We start from the raw sequence: 12,234 nt of genomic DNA, 5'->3' as shown, positions 1-12,234 counted from the left end.
GCACAATCGACCGCAGATGTGACACATCACGGGCAAGACAACGAGAAGCTCCTATCCCTCTTGAAGGGAGACATTGGCCAAGATTTATCAAAAATCTCGGCCAACAAAGCATCCGGCAATCCTGCCCCATGACAGGTCGGGGTTGATCTGGCAAACCGGCCATCCGGTTTCGCCGACAGTTTTCGCGCACATCATGAACGCGACAGGCAATGATCGGGCAAAGCCCGGAAACAGGTCCGGCGGACACTCCGCTAAGGAGCGCCCGCCGGAAAAGGTCTTAGCGACGGATACCCAGGCTGGTGATCAGCTTGGTGTAACGGGCTTCATCCTTCTTCTTGACGTAGTCAAGAAGCGAACGGCGCGTGGAAACCATGGTCAGAAGGCCACGACGGGAGTGGTTGTCCTTCTTGTGGCCCTTGAAGTGTTCGGTCAGGTTGGTGATGCGCTCGGTGAGGATCGCAACCTGTACTTCCGGCGAACCAGTGTCGCCTTCAACGGTTGCGTATTCCTTGATGAGTTCGGCCTTACGCTCTGCAGTGATCGACATCGTATGATCCTTTATATGAAGAGGAATAGGGTCGCCAAAGGCCGAGATGTCGGTCAGCCTTGGCCGTGAATGCCGGGAACATGCCAATTGGCGGCACCTAGCTGGCGCTGCCTATAGACCATTCGGCATGGAATGGGAAGAGGCCCGCATTTTGAAGAGGCTGGCGGCCTATCAGCCGAACACCCGCTTCGGACGGAACTCACCTTGGGCGATATCGCCAATGGCAACCAGACGCCCCTTGGATGTGGCATAGACTTCAGGCGCTTCGAGCGGAGCATCACGCCCACGCACGATGACCGGATTGCCCATGCGGATGCGATAGGCCTGATCTTCACTGAGCGGCAGATGCGGCAGGTCCGACAACGCCTCGACCGTATCGACCATCAGCGCATCCAGAGCTGCCAGTCGCTCGTCGCGGTCCTCGATGGCTTCCAGCGCCACGAGCTCGGCCAGCGGCACCATCTTTTCTTCCGCAAACGGAGCAACGAAGGTGCGGCGCAGGTTCGAGATGTGACCGAAGCAACCGAGATCGACACCAAAATCGCGGGCAAGCGCGCGAACATAGGTGCCCTTGCCGCATTCGACTTCGAAATGTGCGCAGTTCTCTTCGGCACCGAGCAATGTCAGGCGAAAGATTTCGACTTCACGCGACGGGATTTCGACCACCTCACCACCGCGGGCGAGATCGTAGGCGCGCTCGCCGGCGATCTTGATGGCCGAAAACTGCGGCGGGATCTGGCTGATGACACCGGTATAGTTCGGCAGGATATCGCGAATGTCCTGCTCGGCCGGACGCTTATCCGAGCTCTCGATCACGTCGCCTTCGAGATCGTCCGTAGAGCGCTGTTCGCCCCAGGTGACGGTGAACTCATAGATCTTGCGACCATCCATGACGTAAGGCACTGTCTTGGTGGCATCGCCGAGCGCAATCGGCAGCATGCCGGAGGCCAGCGGATCGAGCGTGCCAGCATGGCCGGCCTTCTGGGCATTGAACAGCCACTTGATCTTGGAAACAGCTTCGGTGGAACCGAAATCGACGGGCTTGTCGAGGATAAGCCAGCCGGAAACCGGCCGGCCCTTGGGTTTACGCGGTTTGGACATTCTTCTCTATTCTTGCTCGTCGCCGGAGGCCTTCGCCCCGAGATCGCGCTGCACTTCAGGCGATTTCAAGAGTTCGTCGATCTTCTTGTAATTGTCGAAGCTGGTATCGTCGCGGAAACGCACTTCGGGCATGTATTTCATCTGGCGCAGCTGACCGCCAAGGCGACCGCGAATATATTTGGCATTGCGGTTGAGTGCCTCGATCACCGCCTCGTGGTCCGGCAGGCCGAGCGGCGTCACGTAAGCGGTGGCGATCTTGAGATCCGGCGACATGCGAACTTCCGAAACGGAAATCACGGTCTTTTCGATCAGATCGTCGCGCACTTCACCACGCTGGAGAACCTGCGTAATCGCGGCGCGTACCTGTTCGCCCACACGCAGCATCCGCTGCGAAGGCGCGGAAGACGTTGCTTTGCTCATGTGTTGTTTTTCTTTCTTTTCGTGTCCGCTTCGATGCTGATCCTATCAGAAAGATCGTCGTTTGGCGCGGGCAGGCGTGCTCCATGCCTTTTTGGCGGGCAAAGGTCAAGATCGCGGCGCCGACCATCTCCCCGGATGACAGGAGCCCCTCTTGACGGGAAACACAAAAAAGCCGATTTTTCGCAAATCTCTTCGCGCGCATTACCGAGCCCGCGAAAGAAACCTGGTGCCGGGCCCCTCTGGCGAGAGTTTTTACGGCGCTCTCGCGATGTCGGTACCGCCTGCAAAATAGCCGGCGGATTAGTAATGTCATGACACAATCCCATCTTTTCGGGATGGATGCCGCGTGCGGCATGTCCATCTCCTGCATGCCTGTTCACTCCACCAGGGGGACACGTGCATGAGCCAGTCCACCACCACAACGCTCGGCTATTTCCGCTGGGCTTTCATCGTCACCGCACTCGGCCTGATCCTCGGCGGGGTTCTCGGCTGGCAATCGACCGGCACGGTCGGCGGAACCGCCACAATCTTCTTCATCTGCGTCGTTCTGGCAGTGCTGGAAATCTCGCTGTCCTTCGACAACGCAATCGTCAACGCCAACAAGCTGAAAGACATGACCCCGGAATGGCAGCATCGCTTCCTGACCTGGGGCATTCTGATTGCCGTGTTCGGCATGCGTATCGTCTTCCCGCTGCTGATCGTCGTGATTGCCGCCCAGATCGGGCCAATCGAAGCCATCGTTCTGGCGGCCAGCCAGCCGGAAGAATATTCGCGCATCATGCATGACGCGCATCTGCCGATCGCCGCCTTCGGCGGCACCTTCCTGATGATGGTGGGCCTGTCCTACTTCTTTAACCAGGAGAAGGACGTGCACTGGATTCCGTTCCTCGAAACCCCGATGGCACGCTTTGCCGGCATCAAGGGTATCGAGATCGCCGTGGTCCTGCTGCTGATCCTGCTGTTCTCCCGCATTCTGGGCGGCGAAGACGCGGATACCTTTGTCTATTCGGCCATCTACGGTCTCGTGACCTTCCTGATCGTCGAAGTGATCGGCGGCCTGCTGGATGCACAGCAGCAGACCATGTCGGCGGCAGCCAAGGGCGGCCTCGGCGCGTTCATCTACCTCGAAGTGCTGGATGCCAGCTTCTCCTTCGACGGCGTCATCGGCGCGTTTGCGCTGACCCACAACCTGTTCATCATCGCGATCGGCCTTGGCATCGGCGCCATGTATGTTCGTTCCATGACGATCATGCTGGTGGAAAAGGGTACGCTCACGCATTACCGCTATCTGGAACACGGCGCCTTCTATGCCATCCTGATCCTCTCGGTGATCATGTATGTGCAGACGATGTTCCACATTCCGGAAGTCATTACCGGCCTTGGCGGCGCGACCCTGATCGGTATCTCGCTGTGGTCCTCGATCCGCTACAATCGCCGCCATGTCGAAGAAGACAAGCAGGCAGGTACGCTGGACCGCCCGGTGGAAGTGAAGCCGAGCGAAGCCTGATCTGTCACACATCGCTTGAAATCGAAAACCGCCTGTCGCACCCGTGACAGGCGGTTTTCTTTTGCGGCGAAGGGTCAGGGCGCGCGATTCAGGCCGGATTTTCGCGCGGCAATCCGTTCGGCCAGAAGCAGACTGTCGTAGATCAGCACCGCAAGCGCTGCGACGACCACGCCGCCCTGCAGGATGAAGGCGAGATTGTTGGACTGCAGGCCGGCAATGATAACCTCGCCCAATGTGCGCGCCGCCACCGTCGAACCGATCGTCGCCGTCGCCAGGCTGATGACGATCGACAGGCGGATGCCGCCGAGAATGAGCGGGAATGCCAGCGGTAGCTCGACCTTGATCAGCCGCTGCCAACCTGTCATGCCGGTCCCACGCGCCGCTTCCATGACTGGTCCCGGCAAGGTGGTGAGGCCCGTGAGGGTGTTTTCGAAGATCGGCAGCAAGCCATAAAGAAACAGCGCGATCAGCGTTGGCCAGGTCCCGAAACCGAGCATGGGGACGGCCAGAGCCAGAACCGCCACCGGCGGAAAGGTCTGGCCGATATTCACTAGGCTACGCGACAGAGGCAGGAATTCGCGACCCGATTCACGTGTAACAAGGATGGCCAGGCCCACCGCCACGATGGTCGAGGCGATGGTCGCCGCAAAGACCATCAGCAGATGCGAGATCGTCAGCGACAGAAGGCTGGACTGAACATAGACGGGTGGCGCACCGTTTTCGGTCAGCGGTGTGAGCAGCGATGCAAACCATTCCGGCCGGGCAAGAAAGATCGCCAGAGCGAGAAAGACGACAAGCCGGATCAGCAACGGCAGTCCAATCCTCATGCCGGCCTCGCCTGTTTCAGGAGACCATCAACCGTGACCCGCCCGGCAACAGCACCATCCTTGCCGGTGACCGGCAAGGCCGGGCGGCCCGACCAGAGCAGTTCCGCCAAGGCATCACGCTGGCTTGCATCCGCGGAAATCGGTTTTCCTTCCGCAGCGCCCGGCTCAACCGCCCTTTCGACGGGGTTAAGCGCGAGCAAGCGAAAAGGTCTCTCCGCCGTACCGATCAACGACGCCACGAAATCCGTCGCAGGGCTGGCGAGCATCTCGGACGGCGTCGCATATTGCAGCAGGCGGCCGCCATCCATGACGGCGATCCTGTCGGCCAGACCAAAAGCCTCTTCCATGTCATGGGTGACGAGGATGATGGTCGTGCCAAAATGTTTCTGGATGGCGAGGAGATCATCCTGCGCCTTGGCACGGATGACCGGATCGAGCGCGCCAAAAGGCTCATCCATCAGGAGCAGGTTCGGTTCGGCGGCAAGCGCGCGGGCGACGCCGACACGCTGGCTCTGGCCACCGGAAAGCTCGTGCGGGAACCGTGGGCCGAACGACGCCGGATCGAGCTGGAAGAGGTTAAGCAGTTCCTCGACACGAGCATCGATACGGTCCTGCGGCCAGCCCAGCAGTTTTGGCACGGTGGCAATATTGTCGGCGACGGTGCGGTGAGGAAACAGGCCGTGGCCCTGAATGGCGTAACCGATACGGCGACGCAGTTCATGTGGGGCGATCGCACCATTGTCTTCACCGTCGATGCGAATGGAGCCGCTGGTTGGTTCCACCAGCCGGTTGATCATCCGCAGCAATGTCGTCTTGCCTGAGCCGGATGTGCCGACGATAACGGTGATCGACCCCGCCTCTATCGTCATCGACACATTGTCGACCACGGTGACATCGCCATAGGCCTTGCTGATTGCGTCGATCTCGATCATGCGGTCGCTTCCTTCCTGCCTGCGTTTGCGGGTGCCACAAGTTCGACGATGGCATCGAGAATGACGGCTGCGGCGAAAGCCATGGTCACGGTCGGAACGGCGCCGAGGAGAACAAGATCCATCGCGGTCTGGCCGAGCCCCTGGAACACGAAAACACCAAAACCGCCGCCGCCGATCAGGGCCGCAATGGTGGCAAGCCCTATGTTCTGGACAAGCACGATGCGAATGCCGGTGAGGATAACCGGAAAGGCAAGCGGCAATTCCACCTGAGCCAGTCTCTGACGATCCGTCATGCCGACGCCGCGAGCGGCATCATTGGCCTCCGCCGGCACACCGGCGAGGCCGCCGACCGTATTGGCCACCATCGGCAACAGTGAATAGAGAAACAGCGCCACGAAGGCCGGTGCCATGCCGACACCGCGAATGCCGAGATCGGCCGCGCCCGGCACATTGGTCGCCACCCATGACAGCGGCCCAATGAGGATGCCGAACAGGGCGATCGACGGAATGGTCTGGACAATGTTGAGCAGGTTGAGGATGGCTGAGCGGACCGGCTCCACACGATGGCAAAGAATGCCCAGCGGGATGCCGACCACGGCCGCAACGGCAAGCGAACCAAGCGCCAGCGTCACATGCCGCCCGGCCTCCAGCCAGAACGTATCAGCGCGCGAAAAATATTCCTTTATGATCGACAGGCCATCCCACAGGCCTGACGTCAGGACGAAAGTGATGGCCGCGACCGTGGCTGTTAAAATGGCGATGCGGCCCCAGGGTGGTGGTCGCAGGCGCGCGAGGCAATCCGTTGCCAGCAAGGCGAATGCGGCGCCGAGCAGCCAGAAGCCGGAACCCGGCGAAACCCGGGCGTAATTATTGCCCTCGGGCGTGAGGAACCCGGCAGCACTGCCGATGGCAAATGCCAGCATGGCCAGCATCACAAGGCTTGTGAGCAGCTTCACGAACAGGGGCAAACGCAGGAGCGCCATCACGATGGCGATGACGGAAAACGCCAGCAGGATGACGCCGAGCGAAGGCGGCAGGGCAGAGAGCAGCGACCTGCCCTCCCCCTGCACGATGCGATTGGCACGAAACAGCGCAAAAGGCGCGACAAGGCCGTAGGCAGCAATCAGCGCGACCACCACTCCAACCCGGTCAATCCGGTTCAGGCCAAACCGCATCCGCTCCCCTGTTCTATGATTGCCCAAGGTTCAGGCTTACTTCAGGAAACCGTTCTGCTTCAAAAAGTCGTCGGCGACGGCCTTGGCCGGCTCACCGCCAAGCTGGACGCGGCCGTTCAGTTCCTGAAGCGTGACGAGATCGAGCTTTTCGAAGACCGGCTTCAACAGGGTTTCGATCTGCGGGTTTTCCTTCAACACGGCTTCGCGGATGATCGGTGCCGGCTGGTAGACGGGCTGCACGCCCTTGTCGTCTTCCAGCACGACGAGACCGGACGGGGCGATACCGCCATCGGTGCCATAAACCATGGCCGCATTGGCGCCACTGGTCTGGTTGGCGGCGGCGGCAATGGTTGCCGCCGTGTCACCGCCGGAAAGCGTGATCAGCTGATCTGGCTTGAGGGTGAAATTATAAGCCTTCTGGAAGGCCGGCAGTGCAGCGGCCGAATTGACGAATTCGGATGATGCCGCAAGTTTTACGGTGCCACCATCAGCGACATATTTGCCGAAATCGCTCAAGGTGACGAGCTTGCCCGCATCCGTCACATCCTTGCGCAGCGCGATCGCCCAGGTGTTGTTGGCGGGCGACGGTGTCAGCCAGACGATCTTGTTGGCATCGTAATCGAGCTTCCTGGCCTGTTCATAGGCCTTGGCGGCATCGTTCCATGCAGCGTCACCGCCCTTTTCGAAAAAGAAGGCGGCATTGCCGGTATATTCCGGATAGATATCGATCTCGCCGGCGGTGATCGCCTTGCGCACGACAGGTGTGGCACCAAGCTGGATGCGGTCGGTGGTCTTGATGCCATTGGCATTGAGCACCGACAGGATGATATTGCCCAGCACGCCGCCTTCGGTATCGATCTTCGAAGAGACAACGACCTGCGCCTGTGCCTGGCTGAAGGCAAGGGAGGTTGCGAGAACGGCTCCGGCAAGTTTCGTGATCATACGCATAACGATTGTCTCTCCCTGTGAGGCCATGTGTTGCAGCTGACCATTCAACGACGGCCGACCGGCGCTGTCGCGGCATGGTTTTGCAATTAGGTCTCAACAGGAGAAAAAACAGGGCACGCTGACGTACCGAACCGAAAAAGGATCGCCAGGCTCAGCGATCCTCCGGCTTGTCGTCGGACAGGATCCGCCAGGCGGCCCCATCCAGGTCCTCATACTGACCGGAGCGGAGGGACCAGAGAAAAGCCCCCAGCCCTAATGCCCCCAGGAACAGTGCCACCGGAATGAGATAGATCAGCATGTTCATGCGGTTCGAGCCTCCGTCGAAATATCGAGATCGGCACTCTCCGCCCTGATCGCTTCTTTTTCACCCGCGCGCATGTGATTGAGGCGCAGCGCATTGGCGACGACGATCAGCGACGAGGTGGACATGGCGACCGCCGCAATCAGAGGCGTTGCATAACCGGCCAGCGCGATCGGCACGGCAATGACGTTGTAGCCGATGGCCAATCCAAAATTCTGGCGGATGAGGCTGCCGGCACGCCGAGACATGTCGTGGGCGAAGGGAACGGCGGAGAGGCTTTCGTGCATGAAGACGAAATCCGCGGCCTGACGACCGATGTCGGCGGCCGTTGCCGGCGCCATCGAAACATGGGCGGCGCGCAGGGCCGGCGCGTCGTTGATGCCGTCACCGACCATCATCACCTTGCAACCACCTTCGGCAAATGAACTCACCGCATTGGTCTTGTCGCGGGGGGACAGATCGGCCTGCCATGTATCCAGTGACAGACGCCTTGCCAGACGCTCGACCACGGCTGCCCGGTCTCCCGACAGAATGGCGGTGGACAGGTGCCTCGAATGCAGATCGCGTACCGCCGCTTCCGCACCGGCGCGCAGCCTGTCCTCGAAGCGGAAAGTCGCCAGTTCGGCGCCATCGACCGACAACACGACTTCCGACGAAGCCGCGCCACCGACATGATCCAGACCGCAGGCGAAACGGCGGCTACCGAGGCGGTAACAACGGCCATCAACGATCCCCTGCAAACCTTCGCCGGGCCGTTCCTCGACATTGTCGATCGACGGTATGGGCCCGGTGTGGCGCGTATAAAGCGTCTGAGACAGCGGATGGCGCGAATGCGCGGCAAGACCTGCGGCCAGCGTAAGACTGGACATGTCGATCTCACCCGCATTGAGCAGGCGCGGACGCCCGATGGTCAGCGTACCTGTCTTGTCGAACACGACCATATCGACATTGGCGAGACGTTCCATGGCGGAACCATCCTTGACCATGATGCCGTTTTTGAACAGGCGGCCGGCGGCAACGACCTGCACGACCGGCACTGCGAGGCCAAGCGCACAGGGGCAGGTGATGATCAGCACGGCTATGGCGATCAGCATCGCATGTTTCCAATCGCCGCCGAAAATGCCCCAAGCAAGGAAGGCGGTAATGGCCAGAAGATGGACGACCGGCGAATAGAATTGCGCAACGCGGTCCGCCAGTCGGCGATAACCGGCGCGGCTGCCTTCTGCGGCTTCCATCAGCGTCAAGATTTCCGACAGGAAGGAATCCCGGGCCGCCGCCGTCGCCTTCAGCACCAGCGAGCCGGTGAGGCTGAGCATGCCGGCCTGCACGGCGGCACCGACTGAGACCGGATGCGGCGCGCTTTCGCCGTTGACGATCGAAACATCGAGATCGCTCGCCCCGCTTTCGACAACGCCATCGACCGGGATACGATCACCGGCGGCAATGGCGATGCGATCCCCCGGACGAATGTCGGACACCGGCCGATATTCGCGGCTATCATCGGCGCCCAGCACCATGGCGCCACGCGGCGACAGACGTGCAAGACCGCTGATCGAGGCACGCGCACGTTCGCGCATGAGATGGTCGAGCGTGCGGCCGATCAGCAGGAAAAACAGCAGTGACACGGTCGCATCGAACCAGGCATGCTGGCCGTGGTTCATGGTTTCCCACAGGGACACGACATAGGAGAGCGTGATGGCGAGCGCGATCGGCACATCCATATTGGTGCGGCCACGGCGCACCGCATTCCAGGCCGACTGGTAATAGAACCGGCCACCATAGATCAGCGCGGGTGCGGCGATCATGGCCGAAATCCAGTGGAACATGTCGCGCGTCGAGGCATCGGCACCCGACCAGACGGAAACCGACAGCAGCATGATATTGGCGGCGGCAAAACCGCAGACCGCCACGCCACGCAGCAGTTTGGCTTTCATAGCATCCGATGTTTCTTCCACATCGTTGAAGAGATGTGCCGAATACCCTGTCGAGGTGATGAGGGTGCGGACGATATCGACCGGGTCCGTTGCTTCACCATTCACGCTATCGCGCCACACCACAGACACACGCTTGGTCGACAGGTTGACGCGCGCCCGTTCGACGGCCGGCATTTCATGCAGGGCCTTCTCGATCGTGGCGATACAGGCGCCGCAATAGACTTCCGGCACGCCGAGATCCGTCTGTTTCAGGCCATTACCGAGATCGCGGGCGGAAAGATGCAATTCCTCGGCAGAGGGCAGCGCACCCAGAAGTTCGAGCGCACCTTCCGTTCCAGGCGCACAGCAACTCATGACCGTTCCCCATGGACCGCAATACGGCGTGTCTGATGCAGGATCGGCTTACCGTCGCGGGTGGCGATCGCTTCCACGATCCAGTGGCCCGGACGGACTTCATGCCGGGTCGAGAAGATGCCGGCATCCTGCGGCGCAAGCGTCAGCGAAAAATCCTGGCCGTCGCCGACCGGGCGGCGAAAGGCCAGAACCAGTTCGTCAGCGCTGACCGCGCCATCGGGCCCGGTCACCTCATAACGAATGCCTGAGCCTTCAATGGTGAGGCTTCCCGTCACACCGGTTGCGGCCAGCGCCCTTTCGGCCGCGACCTTGGAGTTGAACTGCTGGCTGGCGACATAGGTGTTTTTCACCACCAACCCGCTCCAGCTGCTCACCGCCTGATAGGCCATGAAGAAGTTCACGGAAATGATGACGCCGAAAAACGACAGCATGATCGCCAGCATGTGCCAGCCGGTAAAGGTGAAGGGCTTGTTTGCGGCGCGGATCATTTCTTTCCTCCCGGCAGATTGAATGTGGCGTTATACGTGTCGCTCTCGTGGCTCGAGCGATCTTCGGCAACGAAGCGGAATTCCGGAACCTGCGACAGCTTTCGATCCCGGTCGGGCGGCAGCGTCACAAAGACACGCAGGGCCATCGCCTTGTCCGGCTCGGCCGGAATGGCGACGATCTGGCCGGGAACATCGGTGATGCCGACAACGCGCATGGTCGCCTGCGGCAAGCCATCCAGCGACAGCATGATGGTGCGCGGTTCCGGCACCATGTTGAGCAGCCGGACGGTATAACCGTTGCGGATAGAGCCGTCCGATTCCAGAACGAATTGCGGATTGCGATCATGCACGACATTGAGTTGCAGCCGATCACGCGCCAGAAGCGCGTAGACGAGGCCAAGACCGATCAACGCCCAGATGCCGAAATAGATGAGCGTGCGGGTGCGGAAGATCACCTGCCAGCGGAACTGGCGGATACGATCCACGAAAGAGCCATCGGCATTGCGGACACGGGCCGGTTCGATCACCGTCTGTCCGCCATTTGTCGCCACAGCCATGTTGCTGTCGTATTCGTCGAGCGTGGCATAGGCGATCAGCCCGCGCGGCTTGCCGAGCTTGTCCATGACATTGTCGCAGGCATCGATACAGAGCGCACAGGTGATGCAGGCCATCTGCTGGCCATCGCGGATATCGATACCCATGGGACAGACTGCGACGCAGGCATCACAGTCGACACAATCACCGACCGGCTGGCCGGCTGCCGCTGCTTTTTTGGCATGGCGACTGCGTGGCTCGCCACGCCAGTCGTTATAGGTGACGACGAGCGAATGTTCGTCGAGCATGGCGCCTTGGATGCGCGGCCACGGACACATGTAGATGCAGACCTGCTCGCGCATCAATCCACCGAGGATATAGGTCGTGGCAGTCAGGATGGCGACGGTGGAATAGGCGACCAGTGCCGCCTGACCGGTGACGAAATCGAAGGCGAGGCCTGGCGCATCGGCGAAATAGAAAATCCACGCGCCGCCGGTGAGAACGGCGATCAGCAGCCAGATCGCATGTTTGCTCACTCGCTTCGAGATCTTGGCAAAAGTCCACGGACTGGCATTGAGCTTGATCTGGGCATTGCGATCTCCATCAATGAAACGTTCGACGGCCAGGAAGAGATCAACCCAGACCGTCTGGGGACAGGCATACCCGCACCAGGCTCGCCCGACCGCCGAGGTGAGCAGGAACAGGCCAAGACCCGCCATCAGCAACAGGCCGGCAACGAAGAAGAATTCCTGCGGCCAGATTTCGATGAAGAAAAAATAGAAGCGTCGCGCTGACAGGTCGATCAGCACTGCCTGATCCGGGGCGTGCGGACCGCGATCCCAGCGGATCCACGGCGTCAGGTAATAGATGGCCAGCGCCACGACCATGAACAGCCACTTGAAGCGTCGGAAACGGCCCTTCACGCTTTTGGGAAAGATTTTCTGGCGCTTTTCGTAGAGCGGCTCGGAGGGAGGAGCCGAACCGGTACCACCTCCTGCACCGTTTCCGGATATTCTCGCTCCGCCAGCGGGCTGGAGGTGATTGGCCGTATAGAGATTCATGGGACGATCCACTTCCTGTTCCGCCCTTTTCCCACCCGTCAGCGTGACAAACCTTGACCTAGGTCAAGTTTTTGGTGCGACAGAATTGACAAACGAAAAGGCCGC

12 protein-coding genes are annotated in these 12,234 nt (G+C 60.5%); 1 reads left to right on the top strand and 11 read right to left on the bottom strand.

Annotation, left to right across the window (positions count from 1 at the left end; translation table 11 throughout):
* Positions 1–277 precede the first annotated feature (277 nt).
* The 3 genes from rpsO to rbfA form a co-directional block, all read right to left on the bottom strand.
* Positions 278–547 carry a 30S ribosomal protein S15 gene (gene rpsO, locus J2T09_RS15675; RefSeq protein WP_112729456.1) on the bottom strand — a complete coding sequence of 90 codons (270 nt, stop codon included), beginning with the start codon at positions 545–547 and terminating at the stop codon, positions 278–280.
* Positions 548–718: 171 nt separating this feature from the next.
* A complete protein-coding gene (gene truB / locus J2T09_RS15670; RefSeq protein ID WP_306836286.1) occupies positions 719–1,648 on the bottom strand; it encodes a tRNA pseudouridine(55) synthase TruB in 930 nt (309 codons plus the stop codon).
* A 6-nt stretch (positions 1,649–1,654) separates the two neighbouring features.
* Positions 1,655–2,068: a 30S ribosome-binding factor RbfA gene (gene rbfA / locus J2T09_RS15665; protein ID WP_306836284.1), complete on the bottom strand. Its 414-nt coding sequence runs from the start codon at positions 2,066–2,068 to the stop codon at positions 1,655–1,657.
* Positions 2,069–2,468: 400 nt separating this feature from the next.
* Here rbfA and J2T09_RS15660 point away from each other — a divergent pair, with 400 nt between their 5' ends.
* Complete coding sequence (locus J2T09_RS15660; protein ID WP_306836282.1) at positions 2,469–3,575, top strand: DUF475 domain-containing protein; 1,107 nt, start codon at positions 2,469–2,471, stop codon at positions 3,573–3,575.
* 74 nt (positions 3,576–3,649) lie between these two features.
* On the opposite strand, the gene J2T09_RS15655 is transcribed toward J2T09_RS15660, so the two are convergent.
* The 8 genes from J2T09_RS15655 to ccoG form a co-directional block, all read right to left on the bottom strand.
* Positions 3,650–4,402 carry an ABC transporter permease gene (locus tag J2T09_RS15655; protein WP_306836280.1) on the bottom strand — a complete coding sequence of 251 codons (753 nt, stop codon included), beginning with the start codon at positions 4,400–4,402 and terminating at the stop codon, positions 3,650–3,652.
* Positions 4,399–5,334: an ABC transporter ATP-binding protein gene (locus J2T09_RS15650; protein ID WP_306836278.1), complete on the bottom strand. Its 936-nt coding sequence runs from the start codon at positions 5,332–5,334 to the stop codon at positions 4,399–4,401. The genes J2T09_RS15655 and J2T09_RS15650 overlap by 4 nt, the downstream gene beginning before the upstream one ends.
* Entirely contained in the window at positions 5,331–6,509 is a 1,179-nt protein-coding gene (locus J2T09_RS15645) for an ABC transporter permease (protein WP_306836276.1), read from the bottom strand. Before J2T09_RS15645 ends, J2T09_RS15650 begins: the two co-directional genes overlap by 4 nt.
* Positions 6,510–6,545: 36 nt before the next feature.
* Positions 6,546–7,457, bottom strand: a complete 912-nt coding sequence (gene osmF / locus J2T09_RS15640; protein ID WP_306836274.1) for a glycine betaine ABC transporter substrate-binding protein OsmF — start codon at positions 7,455–7,457, stop codon at positions 6,546–6,548.
* Positions 7,458–7,608: 151 nt separating this feature from the next.
* Positions 7,609–7,761: a cbb3-type cytochrome oxidase assembly protein CcoS gene (gene ccoS, locus J2T09_RS15635; protein WP_306836272.1), complete on the bottom strand. Its 153-nt coding sequence runs from the start codon at positions 7,759–7,761 to the stop codon at positions 7,609–7,611.
* On the bottom strand, positions 7,758–10,046 hold the full coding sequence (locus J2T09_RS15630) for a cation-translocating P-type ATPase (RefSeq protein ID WP_306836270.1): 2,289 nt from the start codon (positions 10,044–10,046) through the stop codon (positions 7,758–7,760). Before J2T09_RS15630 ends, ccoS begins: the two co-directional genes overlap by 4 nt.
* Positions 10,043–10,534, bottom strand: a complete 492-nt coding sequence (locus tag J2T09_RS15625; RefSeq protein ID WP_306836268.1) for a FixH family protein — start codon at positions 10,532–10,534, stop codon at positions 10,043–10,045. Before J2T09_RS15625 ends, J2T09_RS15630 begins: the two co-directional genes overlap by 4 nt.
* Complete coding sequence (gene ccoG / locus J2T09_RS15620; RefSeq protein WP_306836266.1) at positions 10,531–12,129, bottom strand: cytochrome c oxidase accessory protein CcoG; 1,599 nt, start codon at positions 12,127–12,129, stop codon at positions 10,531–10,533. The genes J2T09_RS15625 and ccoG overlap by 4 nt, the downstream gene beginning before the upstream one ends.
* Positions 12,130–12,234 lie beyond the last annotated feature (105 nt).

Source organism: Neorhizobium huautlense, from assembly GCF_030811685.1.
In the GTDB taxonomy this organism is placed as follows: Bacteria; Pseudomonadota; Alphaproteobacteria; order Rhizobiales; family Rhizobiaceae; genus Neorhizobium; species Neorhizobium huautlense_A.
The sequence above is the reverse complement of the archived record's forward strand: the minus strand, read 5'-3'. Positions and strand labels throughout refer to the sequence as shown.

Bases quoted from the DNA above. Each gene is read 5' to 3' on its own strand.
- rpsO (WP_112729456.1), bottom strand. From the start codon at position 547: ATGTCGATCACTGCAGAGCGTAAGGCCGAACTCATCAAGGAATACGCA.
- truB (WP_306836286.1), bottom strand. From the start codon at position 1,648: ATGTCCAAACCGCGTAAACCCAAGGGCCGGCCGGTTTCCGGCTGGCTT.
- rbfA (WP_306836284.1), bottom strand. From the start codon at position 2,068: ATGAGCAAAGCAACGTCTTCCGCGCCTTCGCAGCGGATGCTGCGTGTG.
- J2T09_RS15660 (WP_306836282.1), top strand. From the start codon at position 2,469: ATGAGCCAGTCCACCACCACAACGCTCGGCTATTTCCGCTGGGCTTTC.
- J2T09_RS15655 (WP_306836280.1), bottom strand. From the start codon at position 4,402: ATGAGGATTGGACTGCCGTTGCTGATCCGGCTTGTCGTCTTTCTCGCT.
- J2T09_RS15650 (WP_306836278.1), bottom strand. From the start codon at position 5,334: ATGATCGAGATCGACGCAATCAGCAAGGCCTATGGCGATGTCACCGTG.
- J2T09_RS15645 (WP_306836276.1), bottom strand. From the start codon at position 6,509: ATGCGGTTTGGCCTGAACCGGATTGACCGGGTTGGAGTGGTGGTCGCG.
- osmF (WP_306836274.1), bottom strand. From the start codon at position 7,457: ATGCGTATGATCACGAAACTTGCCGGAGCCGTTCTCGCAACCTCCCTT.
- ccoS (WP_306836272.1), bottom strand. From the start codon at position 7,761: ATGAACATGCTGATCTATCTCATTCCGGTGGCACTGTTCCTGGGGGCA.
- J2T09_RS15630 (WP_306836270.1), bottom strand. From the start codon at position 10,046: ATGAGTTGCTGTGCGCCTGGAACGGAAGGTGCGCTCGAACTTCTGGGT.
- J2T09_RS15625 (WP_306836268.1), bottom strand. From the start codon at position 10,534: ATGATCCGCGCCGCAAACAAGCCCTTCACCTTTACCGGCTGGCACATG.
- ccoG (WP_306836266.1), bottom strand. From the start codon at position 12,129: ATGAATCTCTATACGGCCAATCACCTCCAGCCCGCTGGCGGAGCGAGA.